The 17,621-nt window shown below is 75.3% G+C and carries 14 protein-coding genes; 5 read left to right on the forward strand and 9 right to left on the reverse strand.

Annotated elements, in window-relative coordinates; translation table 11 throughout:
• Positions 1-127: 127 nt before the first annotated feature.
• The 3 genes from ACFRAR_RS24675 to ACFRAR_RS24685 all read right to left on the reverse strand — a co-directional run bounded on the left by ACFRAR_RS24675 (position 128) and on the right by ACFRAR_RS24685 (position 2,228).
• A complete protein-coding gene (locus ACFRAR_RS24675; protein ID WP_380700353.1) occupies positions 128-1,123 on the reverse strand; it encodes a phosphotransferase family protein in 996 nt (331 codons plus the stop codon).
• 36 nt (positions 1,124-1,159) lie between these two features.
• A complete protein-coding gene (locus ACFRAR_RS24680; protein WP_380700355.1) occupies positions 1,160-1,639 on the reverse strand; it encodes a nuclear transport factor 2 family protein in 480 nt (159 codons plus the stop codon).
• A 73-nt stretch (positions 1,640-1,712) separates the two neighbouring features.
• Positions 1,713-2,228: a CGNR zinc finger domain-containing protein gene (locus tag ACFRAR_RS24685; RefSeq protein WP_380700356.1), complete on the reverse strand. Its 516-nt coding sequence runs from the start codon at positions 2,226-2,228 to the stop codon at positions 1,713-1,715.
• Positions 2,229-2,254: 26 nt separating this feature from the next.
• On the opposite strand from ACFRAR_RS24685, the gene ACFRAR_RS24690 reads away from it, so the two are divergent.
• Entirely contained in the window at positions 2,255-3,595 is a 1,341-nt protein-coding gene (locus tag ACFRAR_RS24690; RefSeq protein ID WP_380700357.1) for an MFS transporter, read from the forward strand.
• 79 nt (positions 3,596-3,674) lie between these two features.
• On the opposite strand, the gene ACFRAR_RS24695 is transcribed toward ACFRAR_RS24690, so the two are convergent.
• Both ACFRAR_RS24695 and ACFRAR_RS24700 read right to left on the reverse strand, forming a co-directional pair.
• Positions 3,675-4,466, reverse strand: coding sequence for a leucyl/phenylalanyl-tRNA--protein transferase (locus ACFRAR_RS24695; RefSeq protein WP_380700358.1), 792 nt, complete (start codon positions 4,464-4,466; stop codon positions 3,675-3,677).
• On the reverse strand, positions 4,463-7,966 hold the full coding sequence (locus ACFRAR_RS24700; protein WP_380700359.1) for an amino acid adenylation domain-containing protein: 3,504 nt from the start codon (positions 7,964-7,966) through the stop codon (positions 4,463-4,465). The genes ACFRAR_RS24695 and ACFRAR_RS24700 overlap by 4 nt, the downstream gene beginning before the upstream one ends.
• Before the next feature lie 168 nt (positions 7,967-8,134).
• Between ACFRAR_RS24700 and ACFRAR_RS24705 the strand changes: the two genes are divergently transcribed.
• Complete coding sequence (locus ACFRAR_RS24705) at positions 8,135-11,311, forward strand: putative bifunctional diguanylate cyclase/phosphodiesterase (RefSeq protein ID WP_380700360.1); 3,177 nt, start codon at positions 8,135-8,137, stop codon at positions 11,309-11,311.
• A gap of 66 nt (positions 11,312-11,377) precedes the next feature.
• Here the strand turns inward: ACFRAR_RS24705 and ACFRAR_RS24710 are convergent, their stop codons facing one another.
• From ACFRAR_RS24710 to ACFRAR_RS24720, 3 genes are all read right to left on the reverse strand, one after another.
• A complete protein-coding gene (locus ACFRAR_RS24710; protein ID WP_380700361.1) occupies positions 11,378-11,611 on the reverse strand; it encodes a helix-turn-helix domain-containing protein in 234 nt (77 codons plus the stop codon).
• A 149-nt stretch (positions 11,612-11,760) separates the two neighbouring features.
• Positions 11,761-13,575, reverse strand: a complete 1,815-nt coding sequence (locus ACFRAR_RS24715) for a CocE/NonD family hydrolase C-terminal non-catalytic domain-containing protein (RefSeq protein ID WP_380700362.1) — start codon at positions 13,573-13,575, stop codon at positions 11,761-11,763.
• 145 nt (positions 13,576-13,720) lie between these two features.
• A complete protein-coding gene (locus ACFRAR_RS24720; protein WP_380700363.1) occupies positions 13,721-14,572 on the reverse strand; it encodes a helix-turn-helix domain-containing protein in 852 nt (283 codons plus the stop codon).
• A gap of 226 nt (positions 14,573-14,798) precedes the next feature.
• Here ACFRAR_RS24720 and ACFRAR_RS24725 point away from each other — a divergent pair, with 226 nt between their 5' ends.
• On the forward strand, positions 14,799-15,140 hold the full coding sequence (locus tag ACFRAR_RS24725; protein WP_380700364.1) for an Ig-like domain-containing protein: 342 nt from the start codon (positions 14,799-14,801) through the stop codon (positions 15,138-15,140).
• A gap of 286 nt (positions 15,141-15,426) precedes the next feature.
• Positions 15,427-15,750 carry a DUF6191 domain-containing protein gene (locus ACFRAR_RS24730; protein ID WP_380700365.1) on the forward strand — a complete coding sequence of 108 codons (324 nt, stop codon included), beginning with the start codon at positions 15,427-15,429 and terminating at the stop codon, positions 15,748-15,750.
• Positions 15,751-15,766: 16 nt separating this feature from the next.
• On the opposite strand, the gene ACFRAR_RS24735 is transcribed toward ACFRAR_RS24730, so the two are convergent.
• Complete coding sequence (locus tag ACFRAR_RS24735) at positions 15,767-16,048, reverse strand: hypothetical protein (RefSeq protein WP_380700366.1); 282 nt, start codon at positions 16,046-16,048, stop codon at positions 15,767-15,769.
• Between the two features lie 180 nt (positions 16,049-16,228).
• Between ACFRAR_RS24735 and ACFRAR_RS24740 the strand changes: the two genes are divergently transcribed.
• Complete coding sequence (locus tag ACFRAR_RS24740; protein WP_380700367.1) at positions 16,229-17,509, forward strand: alpha/beta hydrolase family protein; 1,281 nt, start codon at positions 16,229-16,231, stop codon at positions 17,507-17,509.
• Positions 17,510-17,621: the final 112 nt, after the last annotated feature.

Raw genomic sequence — 17,621 nt, forward strand, 5'->3', positions numbered from 1 at the left:
CGGGCCTGACGGTTCGGGCCTGACGGGCCGAGGCCGGGGCGGTGTTCCGTACGGGAAGTACGGAACACCGCCCCGGCCGCGTCGTTCCCGGCCGCGCCGGTCCCGGCCGCGCCGGGCCCGGCCGTGCTCAGCCCGCGGCCAGTTCCAGCGCCCGCCGCAGGTTGTACTCGGCGATGCCCGCCATCGCCGCCCGCGCCGGGAAGTCCCCGTCCAGCAGCCGCAGCGGCCCGGCCGTCAACGAGAGCCGCTGCGCCAGGGTGTAGAGGGCGAGCCGGTCCTCGTCCAGTCCGTCCACCGCCAGCGGCCGGTAGTCGGCCCCGCGCAGCCGGATCCGCAGGAAGACGTGCTCCCACTCGACGTCGAAGTACATCGCGCCCTCGAGGTCGATCAGCACGGGGCGGCCGGCCGCGTCCACCAGCACGTGGTCGGGCCCCAGTTCACCGTGCACCAGCGCGTGCTCCGCGCGCGGGCGCACCGCCGCCGCCAGGTCCAGCAGCCGCCGCGCCAACCGCTCCCGGGCGTCCGCGATCCGGGCGTCGCGCGCCGCCGCCTCCGCGAGGTCGCGCAGCGCGCGGTCCAGGACGACGCCCTCGCAGGAGGTCCCGTGCGAGGCCCCGCCGCCGTCGACCACCGCCACCTTCCCGTACCCGGGCGCCCGGTGGCCCCGCATCGCCGCGAGCGCCTCCCCCAGCCGGGCCAGCACCGGGGCGGCGGCGCGCGGGTCACGGGCGAGCAGCCCCTCCAGGTTCTCGCCGGGCACGTCCTCGACGACCACCAGGTCGGCCGGGGCGCCGTGCCCGCCCTCGACCTCGCCCTCGACCTCGCGCCCGATGTAGCGGATCGCCGGGACCGGGACGCCGAGCGCCGCCAGCCGGGCGTGTGCGGCCTCGAACAGGCCGGCCCCGAGCCCGGGCGAGAACGGGTCGGCGAGGTCGTCGTCCCCCTCGGCCGCCGGCCAGTAGTTCTCGGCAGCGGCCCACCGGTACGCGATCGCCGACGTCCCGTCGTCCATCACCAGGCGGTACACGCCCTTCTTGCTGCCGCCCGCCAGCCGTTCGGCGGCCGCCAGCCGCCGTCCACCGCCCAGCGCGGCCCGTGCCGCACCCGCCAGTCGTTCCCGCACCGCGGCCCCGCCTCTCCTCGCCCTGGTCGGCGAACGCTACCGCCGCAGGTGGCGGCTGACATCACCGACCAGGGTGATCCGCACCCGCCGCTCCGCGAACCGCCACCGGCCGTCCTCCCCGCGTGCGAAGCGGTCGTGGTAGCGGCCGGCCGCGACGGCCCGCAGCGGCAGCTCGGGCAGCGCCTGGAACACGGTGACGTACGAGCGGGCCGCCGCCGTCCCCGCCCGCTCGTCGACCTCGACCGCCACGTTGCTCGTGACGTGATGGGTGCGCGGCGTGCCGTCGGCGTACACGACCAGCGTCTCCCGGAACATCGCCTCGATCGCCTCGGCGCCGCTCACCGGTGTGCCGCTGCCGACGAAGGCGGCGTCGGCGAGCAGCGCGCCCAGCCCCGCGAAGTCGCCGTCGTCCACGAGTTCGGCGTAGCGCGCGATCAGGTTCTCGATCTCGCGGTGGCTCGGCAGCGGAGCGGCGGGCACGGCCACGTTCTCCCCCGGGGACGGACGGACAGTCACCCCTCGACCCTCCCACGGCCCGACGGCCGGCCGGATGGAGGGGGTCCCGGGTGATCGTATCCAGTCACCCGCGCTACCGGCCCGCCGCCCGGTGGCGGCGGACGGCGTCGCGGTTGGCGCAGCGCTGGGTGCAGTAGCGGCGGCGGCCGGTCCGTGTGGTGTCGGCGAAGACCGTGGCGCACTCGGCGACGGCGCACCGGCCGAGCCGGTGCATGCCGCGCCCCACCAGGTGGAAGGCGGTGCCGACGGCGATCAGGGTGGACAGCACGGCGGCGAAGGACCGGTCGTCATCGCGGTAGTGGAGGTGCCAGCCGCCCGCGTGGTCGGTCAGCCGGGGGTGGTCGGCGTCGGCGGCCAGCATCCGGTTGAGCCGCTCGGCCCGCTCGCGCTCGCCCGCCGCGTCGACCACCGACTCCCAGGCGTCCAGCAGGGCCAGGACGCGTGCCAGGTCGGCCGCTCCGACCGGCCCCTCGACCACCAGCCCGGCCGTGCGGCACCGGTCCGCCAGCTCCTCGGCGCTCTGCGGACGGTGGTTGACCAGGTCGGCGGCGAGGTGCACGGCGCCCTCGCCGTAAGGGTTGAGGTGCATAAGGCCATTACAGCAGGCTGTCGGACATGAGTCAGCACACTGACGCCCGGACGCTCACCGCGCCCGCGGCCCTCGGGGACGCCCCCCGGTACCGCTGGGTGGTCCTCGCCGTCGCCACCGTCACCCAGGCGGCCTCCGGCTTCTTCGTGCAGGGCATCGGGGCGATGGCCGTGCCCCTGCAGAGCGCGTTGGAGCTCAGCACGAGCCGGCTCGGCCTGCTCCTGTCGGCTGCCCAACTGGTGCCGCTGATCGGCCTGTTGGTGGCCGGTGAGCTGCTGGACCGGTACAACGAGCGCTGGGTCGTCGGCCTCGGCTCGGGTGTGGTCGCGGCCGGGCTGCTGCTCGGCAGCCTGGCGCAGGGGTACGGGTCCCTGCTGGTCGTCCTGCTGGTGGTCGGCGCCGGGTACAGCACCGTGCAGCCCGGCGGCAGCAAGTCGGTGGCGGCCTGGTTCGACCCCGCCCGGCGGGGGCTGGCCATGGGCGTGCGCCAGGCCGGACTGCCACTGGGCGGGGCGCTCGCCGCCGCCGTCCTGCCGCTGGTCGCGGTGGCGCACGGCTGGCGGTCGGCCCTGGTGGTCGGCGGGCTGGTCGCGCTGCTGGGCGCCGGGGCCTTCACGGCCCTCTACCGGCGGCCTCCCGGCGCGGCCGCGCTCCCCGCCGCGGACCGCGCGTCACAGGCCGCCCCGGACCGGCTGTCGGCGGCCCCGGAACGGGCGTCGGCCGCCCCGGACCGGCCATCGGCGTCCCCGCTCCGTTCCCGGCTGCGGATGCTCCGCGAGCCGGCCATGCGGAGGATCCTGTTCTCCGGCCTGGCCCTGGTCTCCGTGCACAGCGGCATCGGGGTGCTCGGTGCGCTGTACCTCCACGACGTGACGGCCCTCGCCCCCGGCCCCACCGCCGCCGTCCTGGTCGCCGTCCAGGTCGCGGGGGCGGTCGGCCGGATCGGACTGGCGGCCTGGAGCGACCGGAGCCTCGCCGGGCGCTTCCTGCCCGTCCTGGTCAGCCTGGGCGCGGTGACGGCCGGGCTGGCCGCCCTGGCGACCCCGGCGGGGCGGTCACCCGTGGCGGCCGCCCTGCTGTTCACCTGGCTGGGCTTCTTCGGGATCGGCTGGTACGGCCCCTGGGTGGCCCACCTGGCGGAATCGGCCCCACCGGGGCGGACCGGCTTCGCCCTCGGTCTGGTCATGGCGGTCAACCAGCTGGCCGTCATCCTCGTGCCGCCCGCCCTCGGCCTGCTCCGCGACGCCACCCACGGCTTCACCGTCGCCTGGGCCGCCCTCGCCGCGGCCACCGCCCTGACCCTCGCGGCCACGGCCCGCGGCCGGCGCGGCGCCCCGCCGGGCCCGGGACGGCGCACGGCCGGGTAGGCCCCGGCGGCGGTCGCGGCCGGATCGGCGACGGTGGCGGCCTCCGGTGCGGCACCGGAGCGGCAGGCGCCGGGGCCGGTCAGCCCAGTCGCGCCGCCGGCAGCATCGCCCGGTCCGGCGGGCCGGCCGTGCCGCCGTCGGACAGTTCCGCGAGGTAGCGCGAGCGCGCCATCGGCACCGCCCCGAGGCTCCGCACGTGCGGCCCGTCCCACTGCGCGTCGAGCAGCCGCCCGCCCACCGCGGCGAACCGCGCCCCGAGGTCGGCGACGGCGACCCGGGCGGCGTCCGGGCGGCGGTGGAACATCGAGTCCAGGCTCAGCACCGGCCCGACCGCGACCCCGAACACCCCGCCGATCAGCTCCTCCCCCTCCCACACCTCCCCGCTGTGCGCCGCCCCCAGGTCGTGCAGTCGCACCAGCGCCGCCGCCAACTCCTGCGTCAGCCACACGGGTTGGCGGCCCTCCGCGCAGGCCGCCAGCACCCGCCCGAAGGCCCGGTCGGCGCTCGTCCACCAGCCGGCCCGGTTGCGCAGCCGACGCGCCGGCCGGCTCCCGAGCCGCACGCCGCCGGGCGCGATCACCGGCCTGGGGTCGGGCGACCACCAGGCCAGCGCGTACGGGTCCGCCCCGCCCGGCAGCAGGGCCACCTCGCCCGCCTCGACGTCGCCGCCGTACACGGCCTCGTTGTACGCGCTCGCGTAGACGTCCGCCGCGGGCAGGGGGAACAGTCCGCGCCGGTACGCCGCGAGCAGTTCGTCGGCCCCGAGGGTCCCGCCGAAGGCCACCGGACCGTCCGCGGGCGCGCGCCGGAGGTCGAGCGCGTCCAGGGCGGCGGCCAGGGCGGCACCGGGGGCGGCGTCGGGGGCGGTCACGGCGACGCCGCCCGCAGGAACCCCTCCCGCTCCAGCCCGGCCAGGTAGTGGTCGATCAACTCGGATCCCACCGGGGGGAGTTCGATGCCGCTTCCGGCCAGCGCCGCGTCCGCGTTCGCCCGGTCGAAGAGCGGGAACGTCGGCCGGAAGTACATCTCGCTGATCGACAGCTCCGACCCCGGCGCCCGGTCCACGAACAGCGGGACGAACGGTGCGACGGGGTGCGTCGGGTGCCCGGCGGCGAACCGGACCAGCCCCCGCACCCAGTCCCGGTACGGCAGTTCGGCGATCCGGTGGCCGCGCGCCCGCAGCCTCCCGGCCAGGTCGGCGAGCACCCCCGGCCGCGGGGAGGTGAGGTGGTAGGCCTCACCGGTGGCGGGCGCGTGGGCGGCGATGTGGGCGAGGGCGCGGGCGAACCGGTCGGCCGGGACGAAGTCCAGCGGCAGCCTGACGTCCGGGCTGGTCCCGCTGTCGGCCAGGTAGGCGATCAGCGCGCACAGTTCGGTGCCGGTGTTCATCACCCCGTCCGCCAGGTCCCCGGTGACGTCGTTGGTGCGCAGCACGGTGACCGGCAGCCCGGCGGCGGCCGCTTCGCGCAGCAGCCGCTCGGCGACCCACTTGCTCTCGACGTAGCCGACGCCGAGCCGTTCCGGGTGGGCGAGCGGGGTCCGCTCGGTGACCTTCGGGACGCCCGCCGCGCCGAATCCGGCCAGTACGGCGAGGGTGGAGAGGTAGTGCACCGGGATGCCCCGGCTGTGCCCGGCGAGCCGGACGACCTCGCGGGTGCCGCCGACGTTGGCCGCCCGCAGCTGGTGGTACGGGTAGAGGAAGTTGACCTGCCCACCGAGGTGGAAGACCGCGTCCAGCCTTCCCGCCATCCAGTCGAACTGACGGTCCGTCATGCCGAGTCGGGGCCGGGTGAGGTCGCCGACCAGCGGCACCACCCGCGGGTCGGCGAGGTCGTGCCGCAGGAAGCGCTGCTGCGCGGCCCGCAGCCGTTCCAGCGCGTGTTCCTCGTCCGGCGCGCGGACCAGGCAGTGGATCCGCGCCCGGGTGGTGGCGAGCAGCGCGTGCAGCAGGTGGGCGCCGCAGAAGCCGGTGGCGCCGGTGAGCAGGATCTCGGCGGGGTCGGCGCGGGAGGGCGCCGGGTTCCAGGACTGCCGGACGTCCTCGGTGAGCCGGGCCTCCGCGAGCCAGTCGACGGCGGTGTCCCCGCCGCCCCGCGCACCGCCCCCGGGGGCCTCCGGGGCGGCCCCCGGGCGCGCGGCGCGCAGCGCCCGGGCGAAGGCCCGCAGCACGGGGTCGCGCAGCAGCGCGCGGGTGAGCGTCCGCACCTGTCCGACGTCGACGCCGAACACGATCCGGGCCCGCGCGAGCATCTCCATCGCGAGCAGCGAGGTGCCGCCGAGCGCGAAGAAGTCGCCGTCGGGGCCGACCCGTTCGACCCCGAGCAGCTCGGCCCACAGCTGTCCGACGGCCTCCTCGACCGCCTGCGCCTCGGCCGCCTGCTCCCCGATCGCCTCCTCCCCGACCGCCCGCGCCTCGACCGCCCCCTCTCCGGTGCTCCTCGGCACCGGCGCCGCCGGCCGCACCGGGGCGTGCGGCAGCCGCCGCCGGTCGATCTTCCCCGCCGCGGTGAGCGGCATGGCCTCCAGCGGCACGAACTCGGTCGGCACCAGGTACTCCGGCAGCCGCTCGGCCAGGAACGCCCGGATCCCCGCCGACCCGCCGGCCGCCCCGGAGGCGAGCGTGTAGTACGCCGTGAGCGTCCGGCTGCCGTCGGCCGCCCGCCCGTCGGCCGAGACCCGCGCCTGCCGGACGTCCGGGTGCGCGGCCAGGACGGCTTCGGCCTCGGCCGGGTCCACCCGGTGGCCGCGCACCTTCACCTGGTCGTCGAAGCGGCCGAGGATCTCCAGCTGCCCGTCCTCCCGCCAGCGCCCGGCGTCGCCGGTGCGGTACATCCGCTCGCCGGGCAGCGTCGCGTACGGGTCGGGCAGGAAGGACTCGGCGGTGAGGCCGGGCTGCCGCCAGTAGCCCCGGGCGAGGCCGGGCCCACCGACGTGGATCTGCCCCTTCTCCCCGGGCCGGACGGGGCGCAGCCGCGCGTCCAGCACGTGCACCCGCACCCCGGGCAGCGGCCGCCCGATCGGCACCGGCGCGGCAGAGGCGCTCACCGCACCGGAAGCCCCGGGCGCGGCGGAGGCGCCCGCCGCACCGGAAGCCCCCGGCCCCGCGCCGAGCAGGTCTGCGGTGACCTCGCAGAGCGTGGAGGTGACGGCCGCCTCGGTGACCCCGTACGCGTTGAGCAGCAGCACGCCGGGCAGCCGGTCCAGGCAGTGCCGGCAGTCGTCGGCGTGCACGGCGTCCCCGCCGACCACCACCAGCCGCAGCCCCCGCGGGCCGGGCCCGCCCGGCGGGAGCAGGTCGAGCAGGTGGTGCGCGTAGGCGGGGGTGAGGTCGGCGACGGCCAGGTCCAGTCCGGGCAGCCGGCCGGCCAGTTCGGTGGGCGCCCAGGTGCCGCCCGCGCTCCCGCCGCCGCCGAGCACCACGGTCGCGCCGGCGAGCAGCGCGCCGAAGACCTGTTCCAGCGCGGTGTCGGAGCCCAGCGCGGCCAGTTGCAGCACGCGTTCGCCCGGGCGCAGCCGGTAGGCGTGGACGATCCGGTCGAGGGTGAACAGCAGCGCGCGGTGGGTGACCGGCACGCCCTTGGGGCGGCCGGTCGTGCCGGAGGTGTAGATGAGGTACGCGAGGTCGTCGGGGGCGGCGCCGTCGTCGAGCCGGAAGCCGCCGGGCCGGACGTCCGGTGCCGGCGTCCACGCGGCGTCCGGCCTCAACACCTCCACCCCCGGGGCCCCGTGGAACCGCTCGCCGTCCGCGACCACCACCCGCGCCCCGCAGTCCTCGACCAGTCGGGCCAGCCGTCGCGGCGGGTGGTCCGGGTCCAGCGGCAGGAAGGCCCCGCCCGCCTTGAGCACGGCCAGCCAGGTGGTCACCAGAGCGGCCCCGCGTTCCAGGCAGACCGGCACCACGCGCTCCGGCCCGGTGCCGCGGGCCCGTAGTTCGGCGGCCAACCCGTCGCTGCGCAGGTCGAGTTCGTGGAAGTCCAGGGTGGCGTCGGCGGCGACGACGGCGAGCGCCCGCGGGTCGTGCGCCGCCCGCGCGCGGAACAGGCCGTGCACCGTGTCCGCGAACCCGGCCGCCGCCCGCGGCACGGGGGTGCCGCCGGTGATGCCCAGCCCGGCGGGGCGCCACTCGCGCTCCACCCAGGCCCGGCAGTCGGCCCGCCCGGCCGGCCCGTACACCTGCCGCCAGCCGGTCGGGACGGTCAAGCCACCCGGCCATATCGCGTACTGACCGTGGCCGTTGCGGACCACGGCGTGACGGCCGGAACCCGCATCCGTTCGTGCGCCCTGTGCGCTGCCTGCTGCGTCGTCCACCGGCTTGACCTCGTGCTGTGGCGGCAGAATGCTGGGGAGTGCGACATTTCCGACTATACGCACTCGTGCCCCAGAGAGGACGTCCGGTCGCGGGACGACCGGGCGCCTCGCCGCTGCGCGGAAGCGTTCACCCGCCCCACCCGGGCCGGCCCCACCGGCCTCGCCCGTCCCGCCCTCGCCCGAACTCCCCTGCCCGACCGGCGGGGTGGTGTCGCGGAGGAGGTAGCCTCGTTGACTCGCCGGCGACAACGCCTGATGGCCTGTTACCTGCTCTGGATGGTGCTGTTCACCGGCATCTACTACGCGAACCCGGGCCAGCGGATCGTCTGGTGGACGGGCGTCGGCCTCGGTGGCGTCGCCGCCGTCGTGGTCGGCGTCCGCCTCAACCGCCCCGCGCACGCGCGGTACTGGTACGCACTGGCGCTCGCCAACCTCTGCTTCACGGCGGGCGAGGTGGTGCAGGCCGTCCAGTTGGACATCCTGCGCCTGCCCAACCCGTTCCCCTCCGCCGCGGACGGCTTCTACCTCGCCGAGTACGTGCTGTACGCGGTCGGCCTGCTGGGCTTCATCCGCTGGCGCACGGCCCGTCAGGACCGCGCCGGTCTGCTCGACGCGCTCATCCCCACCATCGGGCTGGCCCTGCTCTCCTGGATCTACCTGATCCTCCCGTACGCGCGGAACCCGGACCTCGGCTGGTTCCAGAAGGCCGTGTCGATCTCCTACCCGCTCGGCGACATCGTCGTCCTGGCCCTGCTGCTGCGGCTGCTGACCTCGCGCGGCGGCAGCTCCCGCTCGCTGCGGCTGCTCGCCGTCGGCGCGCTCGGCCTGCTGGTCTCCGACGTCCTGTACGGGCTGATCCAGCTGCACGGCACCTGGCACATCGGCACGCCCGTCGAACTCGGCTGGGCCGCCTTCTACACCGCCTGGGGCGCGGCGGCGCTCCACCCGTCGATGGTCGAGCTGACCCGGCCGGTGCCCACCCAGCAGCCGGACCTGAGCACCTCCCGGCTGGTGCTGCTCACCCTCGCCTCGCTGATCGCCCCGGCGATCCTGATCATCGAGGCGCTGGCCGGCAACACCAGCAACGCGGGCGTGATCGGCGCCTTCTCCGCCCTGCTGTACCTGCTGGTGCTGGCCCGGCTGGCGGTGGTGGTCTCCGCCCGCCGGCAGGCCGTCGCCCGCGAACGGACGCTGCGCGAGGCCGGTGCCCGGCTGACCGCCGCCGTCACCGTGGAGCAGGTCGCGGACGCCGTCCAGTCCGCCGCCTCCACCCTGATGCCGACCGAGGCCGGGCACGTCGCCCTGCTCGCCGTCGCCGAGGCCGGGACGCTGCACGTCCGGCACGCCGAGCGCGGCGCCGACCGGCCCGCCCCCGGGGAGGCCACGCGGTCCGACTCCGACCGGGTGCTCGCGCTCGCGGCCGCCCGCCGGACCCTGCTGCTGCCCGTGGGATCCCTCGGGCTGCGCGGCCCCGACCCGTCCGACACCGGCTTCCCCGCCCGGTTCGGCCGCATGCCGTTCGCCCTGGTCTGCCCGCTGACCCTCGCCGAGCGCCCCTCCGGTGACCCGCTGATCGGCGCGCTCGTCGTCACCGGCACCGAGCAGGAGCTGACCAGCCTCTGGGGCTCGCTGGAGATCCTCGCCGCGCAGGCGGCCCTGGCCGTCGAGCGGGTGGTGCTGAGCCGGGAGGTCACCCGCCGCAACAGCGAGCTGTACTTCCGCACCCTGGTGCAGAACGCCAGCGACGTCATCCTGATCCTCGACCCGGACGACGGGGTGCGCTACGCCTCGCCCTCCGCCGAGGCGGTGCTCGGCCACCCGGACCTCGCGGGCACCCCGCTGACCGACCTCGTCCCGCCCGAGGAGAGCGGGGAGGTCGCCGGGGCGCTGGCCCGGATGCGCGGGGGGAGCGGCCCGCCGCGCGGCGAGCAGCCCCGCGAGCACTGGCGGCTGCTGCGCCGGGACGGCACCACGATCGAGGCCGAGGTCCGCTCCGACGACCTGCGCGCCGACCCGACCGTCGGCGCCCTGGTGCTCACCCTGCGCGACGTGACCGAGCAGCGGCGGATGGAGCGCGAGCTGACCCACCGGGCCTTCCACGACGCGCTGACCGGCCTGGCCAACCGGGTGCTGTTCCTGGACCGGGTCGGGCACGCGCTGTCCCGGGGTCGGCGCAGCGGGGCGGTGACCGGGGTGCTCTTCATCGACCTGGACGACTTCAAGGTGGTCAACGACACCCGGGGCCACGCGGTCGGCGACGAGCTGCTGGTCGCCGTCTCGCTGCGGATCTCCGCCGCGCTGCGCGCCTCGGACACCGCCGCCCGGCTCGGCGGCGACGAGTTCGCGGTGCTGGTGGAGGACGCGAGGCGGCCCGCCGACGTGGACACCATCGCGGCCGGGGTGCTGGCGGTGTTCGCCGAGCCGTTCGCGCTCACCTCGGGCGCGGTCCGGGTGACGGCCAGCGTCGGCGTGGCCACCACCGAGGACAGCGTGGACGCCACCGAGCTGCTCGCCCACGCCGACCTCGCGCTCTACTCCGCCAAGGCGGCCGGCCGCCGCCAGTGGCGCCACTACCGGCCGGCCCTCCAGACCGGGATGGTGGAGCGGCACGAGCTGAACGAGCACCTGGACTCGGCGATCGCCGAATCGGCCTTCCAGCTGTACTACCAGCCGATCGTCGATCTGCGCTCGGGCGATCTGGTCTCCTTCGAGGCCCTGGTCCGCTGGCCGCACGACCGGCGCGGCATGGTGCCGCCGGACGAGTTCATCGCCCTCGCCGAGGAGAGCGGCCAGATCGTCCCGCTCGGCGCCTGGGTGCTGGAGCGGGCCGCCCAGGAGGTCGCCGCCTGGCAGGCCGCAAGCTCCCGGGCCCGCACGGCGGCCGGCCGGCCCCCGCTGCGGGTCAACGTCAACGTCTCGGCCCGGCAGTTCCGCGACGCCGGCTTCGTGGACGTGGTCCGCCGTGCCCTGTCCGGCTCCGGCATCGACCCCCACACCCTCGTCCTGGAGCTCACCGAGTCCGTGCTGATGCGCCGCGACGACCGCGTCCACGCCGACATGGCCACCCTGTCCGGCCTCGGCGTCGGGATCGCCATCGACGACTTCGGCACCGGCTACTCCTCGCTGTCCTACCTGCGGGAGTTCCCGATCACCCTGCTCAAGATCGACAAGTCCTTCATCGACGGCCTCGGCCACTCGCCCCAGCAGTACGCCCTGGTCGAGGGCATCACCCGGATCGCCGACACCCTCGGCGTCCAGGTCATCGCCGAGGGCATCGAGCACGCCGACCAGCGCGACCTGCTCGCCGCCATGGGCTGTCCGCTCGGCCAGGGGTACCTCTTCGCCCGCCCGATGGACTCCCTCCAGGCCCGGGCCCTGGTCCGCCGGACCTCCTACGAACCGGCCTGAACGTACGAACCGGCCTGAACGCCGCCGCGCGCACTCCGCCGGCCACTCCTCGCGCCACTTCTCGCGCTACTCCTCGCGCAGGGCGCGCGACAGCAGGGTGAGCAGCGCCAGCGTCGGCATCGCGAGCCCCGCCTCGACGGACCGGACGTCGGCCTCCGGCAGGTCGGCGCGGGCGGCGAGGTCCGGGAGGGTGAGGCCGAGGGCGGTGCGGCGGGCCCGGACGGCGCGGGCCAGGACCTCGGCCGGGTCACCGTCCGGATGGGCGGGGAAGTCCTCGATCAGGGGGCGCGCCAGATCCACCGAATCCTCCTCATCGGCCTGCGGGGCGCACAGTCTGACACGACGTCAGCACGGAACGCGCCCAAGCGGAGGTCAAGGCTCCTTGACCTCCGCTTGGGGCCCGGCCCGAGGCGGCGGGCGGCTCGGTGCCGTCCGGCGCCCGTTCGGGATCAGCCGAGCGGCAGCTCCAGCCGGGACTCGTCGCCGCTCGGCGAGCCGATGGTGACGGTGCCCTTCGTGGCGGCGTAGGAGTACAGCTGGTCACGGCTGTTGACGACCAGGGCCAGCCGGTGGCCCTCCGCCACGTCGTACGCGGCGGGCTGGAGCTTCCAGCCGACGGTGACGTCCTCGCCCGGGGTCAGGCCGAGCACGGTGTACGGCTCGTGGGTGATGATCCGCGCGTTGCCGTCCGGGGCGACGTCGAACAGGTACGCCACCAGGGTGGCGGCCTCCTCGGTGCTGCGCACCGTCAGCCGGACGTCGGCGGCGCCCCGGATGCGGCGGGCCACCCCGTCGCTGCCGGTCAGCGGGTCGGTCGACCAGACCAGCAGGTTCTCCCGCTCGAACTCGCCCAGCACGTACTTCCTGGGGTTGCCCGTCCACTCCTTCTGGCCGGTGTCCATCACCTCGTCCACCGCGGTGGCCTTGGTCTCCAGGCCGGCGGTGAAGCTCCGCGACCAGCCGTCGTTCTGCTTGTCGGCCAGCGCGCCGTCGCCGTCGCCGTTGGTGCCCGTGAGGTACCACTGCTCGTGACCGGTGGTGACATCCGCCCAGGAGCCGTACTCCTCCCGGCGGGCGGCCTGGGTGATCCGGCGGACGTTGCCCACCAACGGCTTGGTCTTGTAGGTGAACATGACCTGGTTCTTCACCGGCTTCCAGTTCGGCACGTCGTTCGGGGCGCCGAGCAGGTGGTGGTCCAGGAACTCATAGGCCTCCCGGACCGGGTCCCCCAGGCCGGGGTAGGGCAGGCCGGCCGGCAGGCCGGACAGGCCGGCGCCCTCGGGCGCGCCGTGGTCGCCGATCCACATGTTCAGGCGCTTCGGCACGTCGAGCCGCTCGAAGACGTCGACCACCGGGGCGACCGGGAAGAGGGTCTCGTGCCAGGTGTTGGAGATGAAGGTCGGGATGCGGCGCTCGTTGGTCCGGTCCAGGTACGTCTCCGGCGAGCGCTCGGTGCCCCAGGCGATCACGTCGTCGAGGTCGCGGTTCTCCGCGAACTTGTCGAGGATGTCCAGCGCCTCCTCGTCGAACTTGTCGTCCCGCTCCCCGCCGGTGAAGCCGACCAGCAGGTCGACGGCCATCAGGTGCCGGGTGTCGTTGGCGTAGAGGCTGGTGGCCAGGTTGCCCCAGGTGCTCAGTGCGACCACGGCGGCCACCCGGTTGTCCTCGTCGTGCGCGGCGACCAGCTGGCTGATCCCGGAGCCGTAGGACAGGCCGAGGAAGCCGACCTTGTTCGGGTTGAAGTGCGCCTTCGCGTAGGTGATCACCTCCGAGCCGTCGGCCCAGTCCTTGGGCCCGGCGACGTCGACACGCCCCTCGGAGGTGGAGATCCAGTTCGGGAAGCCGAGGCCGCGCGGGGTGTAGGTCAGCACGTGGTAGCCGCGCAGTGCCAGCTTGAAGTAGGCGTAGACGAAGGGCAGCCAGCCGAGCGGGTTCCAGCCGGCGGGCAGGATCACGACCGGGCGCCGCTCGTCGCCCTTCAGCTTGATGGTGAACGCCGACAGGTCGATGCTCCCGCCGTTCTCCTCCACCGGGATCCTGGTGACCTCGACGTCGGAGATCTGCCGCACCCTGGCCACCAACTCGGCCAGCTCCGGGGGGAGCTGGACCGACTCGTCGCCCTGGACGGCCGCCACCAGGGCGTTGCCGAGGTCGACGACGGCCTGGTTGACGGTGTTGCCCGGGCCGCGGAGGCCGGTTGCGGCGATCTCGTCGAGCGTCGCCTCGGTGATCGCGGGGATCGGTTGCCCACTGATGCTGGCCATGCGAACCGCCCTTTCCGTTACGGATACTGACCGCATCATGGTCCGGAGCGACCGGACACTAACTGATTGACCGTCAGATTAGCTCGGATAGGTGGTCCATGGGCGTCCCCCCGTGTCGATCACCGGCCCCGTGCTACTCGCGCCGTCAGCCGAGCGCGTCGCGGGCCGAGGCGATCAGCGCCCGGGCGCGGTCGCCGTACACGGCCGTGGCGGACAACTTCTCGAAGGCGTCCAGGTAGTGGGCGATCTCGCGGGGCCGGGTCACGGTCAGGCTCGCCGTGAGGGTCTCCACCTCGACCCGCTCGCCGTCGTACACGCTGAAGGTCTCCAGCGGCCACACCTCCCGCGCCGCACCGGCCGGAATGATCCCCAGCGCCACCGCGGGCAGCTCGGTCGCGGCCGACAGTTCGGCCAACTGCCCGCGCATCGCGTCGGCGTCGCCGATCCGGTGGCGCAGGACCGACTCCTCCATCAGCAGCGCGAACCGCCGCCCGCCCTCCCGGACGATGCGCGAGCGGGCCAGCCGGGCCTCGACGGCCCGCTCGACGTCGTCGGGCGTGCCGTGGAAGCGGGTGATGGCGGACAGCAGCGCCGTGGCGTAGTCCCGGCTCTGCAGGAAGCCGGGGACGAGGGAGGAGCTGTAGACCCGGAACACCTCGGTGCGTTCGAACAGCGGCAGGTAGGAGTTCTGCAACCGCGTGAGCCCGCCGCGCTGGAGGCGCCGCCACTCCACGTACATCGAGTCGGCGGACCGGGTGGCGGCGATGAGGTCGGCCGTCTGCTCCTCCGCCCCGCACAGCCGGCACCAGGTGCGGATGTCCTCGTCGGAGGGGGCGGTCAGCGCGTTGATGATCCTGGACGACTTCGAGGGGTGCCAGCCGGCCCGGAGCGCCAGTTCGCGCCCGTTGAACCCGGCGTCGCGGCAGATCTCCCGGAGACGGACGGCGACTTCCCTGCGGACCGCTTCCGCACTGCTGAACGACGTGGTCGAGGGCATGGTCCGCCTTCCGGGGAATGTCGAGTGGCCTGCGCGCCGCCGTGCGGCTCCCGCCCCGGCAGCGTAGCCGTGCGCCGGCCCCGCCACCGAGCCGATTGCGCACAGTTGCAGCCGAGTTGGGGCGATCCCGCACCCGGCCCAGCGCCCCGCCACGCGCCCGGATGCGGACCGCCGCGCGAGTGCCTACGGTGGAAGTAGTAGCCCAGCGCATCCGGGAGGTTACGCCATGACTTCCGAGAAGAAGCCCGTCCATCTCACAGCCCGCACGGTGAGCGGCCACGTGGTCCTCAACGCACCGATCAGCGGCGACTTCGAGGCCACGCTGACCGACGCGAACGGCAAGCCGATCGTGGGGCGGCAGATCACCTTCTACAGCACCGCCAGCGGCCAGCGGGTCGGCTCGGCGACCACCGACCAGAGCGGGATCGCCAAGCTGAACTCCGGCTCCAAACTCCTCGACCCGGTCATCGTCGCCAGCACCCTGGCCACCGGGTGTGAAGCCCGGTTCGAGGGCGACGACGAGTACCAGGCGGCTTCCGCCCACGCCGGCACCGCGGTCGGCGTCTGACTCGCCGGCGCCCGACCGGAAATCCCCAACCGACCCAAGGACACGAACGGTTACGAACGCGCGCGGGCGTCCCGCCCCTCGGGCCCAGGAGCGCCGAGGGGCACGCCCGCGCCGTCCGGCCGACGCGCCGGACCTCACCGAGGGTGGGCGCCATGACCGACCCGCGCCCCACCTCGGCCTTCCACACCACCGACACCGACCCGGCCGTCACCGACCGGCCGCGCCGAGCACACCCGGCCCGGGGCCGCCCCTTTCCGACGGCGCGCCGGGCGGCGATACTGGCCGCATGGGGTTCCTCGTCTTCCTGACACTGCCGGGGCTCGTGCTGCTGCTCACCGCGCTGGCGGTGGTCGACCAGGTGCTGCTGCGGGCCGGCCGGGCCGGGCTGCTGCCCTGGCGGACCGGCGCCCGGCAGGGGCAGGTCTCCGCGACCGGGTTCGAGCAGCTGCACGCCACCTTCTCGGCGGGCAAGCAGCACGAACTCAAGGAGCGGCAGTCGTCACTGATGCTGCGCGACGACGACGAGGACGGCGCCCCGCCCAACCGCACCGGGGTGGACCTGGCCCGCGGCTCGGCGGTGATCCGACTGCCGGGAAAGGCCTCCTCCTGAGGCCCTCCGCCGCGGGCTACCTGGGCGGTCGCGCCTCCGTGCCGGGCGGCCCCGGGGCGAGCACGCGCGCCCGGGCGTAGACGCCCGCCACCGCCGAGCCGACCAGCACCAGCAGGCCGAGCCAGGTGGCGGTCTCGAAGGACCACCAGACGATGACCACGTCCGCGCCGACCACCACCACCCCCACCACCAGCGCGAAGGCCGCGAACAGGAAACCGCCCAGCAGCCGCCCGCCCCGGGCCACCGGACCCGACCTCCGCAGCGCCTCGTCCGCGCTGTACCCCTGCCCCTCGCCCATCGCGCCCCCTCCCGGACCGCCCCAGCCTAGGTCCTGTCCAAGGGGCCTCGCGAGTGAATCCCATCGGCCCCCGCCTCCGCATCGGCCCCGGGATGTACACCCGTGGGCCACAGGCCGCTGACGTTGGATCAATCCACGGGCTGACGCCTTCGATCCGCACCGTGTGACAGCGTTCGGCGCATGGACACCACGCCGATGGACACCGCCACGCCGATGGACACCGCGCCCCTCGCGCACCGCGCCGGGCCGACCCGCCGACTCCTGCTGGGCGCCGCCCTCGCGATGGGTGCCGCCGCGCCGCTGGGCCTCGCCGGCGCCGCCTCGGCCGCTCCCGCTTCCACGCCCCCCGCCTCCGCCGGCGCCGCCACGGACGCCCCCGCCCGGCTGACCCTGACCGCGCCCACCGGCCCGTTCCCGGTGGGCATGGTTCCGCTGCACCTGCGCGACGAGTCCCGACCGGACCCGAACGCCCGGCCCGGGCGGTACCGCGAGCTGATGGCCACCGTCTGGTACCCGGCCCGGACCGCGGACGCCGCCTCGTACCCGCTCGCCCCCTGGATGACCGAGGGTGCGATGCGCGCCTTCCTCGACGACGTCGGCTTCCCGCTCCCCCTCTCCCTCACCCCGCTCACCGCGGGCCACCAGGGCGCGCCCGTCCACCGCGGCGGCCGACCGCTGCCCGTCGTCCTCTACTCGCACGGCGCGGGCAGCCACCGCGGCGACCACACCATCGCGGTCCAGGAGTTGGCCAGCCACGGCTTCGCCGTCGTCACCGTCGACCACACCCACGACGGCTTCACCGAGTTCCCGGACGGCACCGTCGTCACCCGGGACGGCGCCGCCCCCGGCCTGTACCCGAGGGACTACGCCGCCGACCTGCTCTTCCTGCTCGACCGCGTCGTCGACCTCGCCGACGGCCGCAACCCCGACGTCGACGGCCGCCCCCTGCCCGCCGGCCTGCTCGGCGGCCTGGACGCGCGGAACATCGGCGCCTTCGGCTGGTCCAAGGGCGGCACCGGCACCGCCCTCGCCATGGTCGCCGACCGCCGCATCCGCGCCGGGATCTCCTTGGACGGGCCGATGCAGTCGAACCCCGCCATCACCACCGACATCGACCGGCCGTTCATGATGATGACCGCCGCCTTCGCCCGGGCCACCAACCCGGCCGCCGAGACCTTCTGGAACCACCTGCGCGGCTGGCGCCTCGACGTCCAGGCCACCGGCGCCGTCCACTCCTCCTACGGCGACAACATGACCCTGATCCCCCAGGCGGGCCGGCTGCTCGGCATGACCGAGCAGCAGATCCAGTCCCAGGTCGGCACCCTCGACCCCGACCGCGGCACGCGCATCCAACAGGCCTACCCGCTCGCCTTCTTCGACCTCCACCTGCGGGGCCGCCACCACGGCGACCTGCTCGACGGCCCGTCCAGGGCCTTCCCGGAGGTCGTGTACCACCCGTAGCGAGCGGTGCCCTGTCCCTCCCCATGGGGAGGGACAGGGCACCCCGCCAGCGACCCCGCCGGGCGGAGGCCGGGGGCCCGGCGGGCGCGGTGGGGGGGAGGGGGGGGGGGCT

Source organism: Kitasatospora sp. NPDC056651 (genome assembly GCF_042792155.1).
Classification (GTDB): Bacteria; Actinomycetota; Actinomycetes; order Streptomycetales; family Streptomycetaceae; genus Kitasatospora.